This window comes from Cellulomonas sp. (assembly GCF_017744555.1).
Lineage (GTDB): Bacteria > Actinomycetota > Actinomycetes > Actinomycetales > Cellulomonadaceae > Cellulomonas.
On sequence record NZ_JAGIBD010000112.1, the window covers coordinates 1 to 723 of the forward strand.

1 pseudogene is annotated in these 723 nt (G+C 78.8%); it reads right to left on the reverse strand.

Annotated features, from left to right (window positions below):
- Positions 1 to 723 (reverse strand): annotated as a pseudogene (locus tag J7523_RS20435) (hypothetical protein); the annotation flags it as partial.

Genomic DNA, 723 nt, shown 5'->3' on the forward strand with positions numbered 1-723 from the left:
GGCTGGCACCGTGGGCGTTACACCGGTCGCGGGCGCGGTCACGGCACCGGTCGCGGGCGTGACCTCGGGCTGAGCACCGGTCGCGGGCGCGACCACGGGCTGGGCACCGGTCGCGGTGCGCACCACCGGCACGGCACCGGTCGCCGGGGCGACCACCGGCTGGGCACCCGTGGCCGGTCGTCCGTCGACGTACGGCCGCACGGGCGCGTGGTCCTCGTCCTCGACCGGCACCGGCACCGCCCGCACGGGCGCGGACACCGGGGCCGCGAGCTCGGGCCGGCGCGCGACCAGCGCGGTGTGGACGGCACGCCGGATGCGGTCGACCTCGGCCTGCGGGTCGAGGAACGCGGCGGCGGACCACACGCGCACGACCGACCAGCCGAGCCGCTCGAGCCGGTCCGGCACCAGGCGGTCGCGCACGCGCACGCTCGGCTCGCTCACGTACTCGTGGTCGTCCGTCAGGACCGCGACGAGCATCTCGTCGGGCAGGTCCGGGTGACCCACCACCAGCGGGATCCGCACCCCGCCGGGCACGCCGTGGTCGACGTCGACGACGAGGCCGTGCTGCCACAGCCGCTCGGCCAGGTCGAGCACGAGCCGGTCGGGGTCGGGCCCGCCCGTGGGCCGCTCCGACGCGTCCGCGCCGGGCGCCTGCGCGCCGCGCTCGACGGCGAACCGCAGCACGTCGGCGAGGAGCTGCGGGCCGGGGCCGCGCAGCCGCTC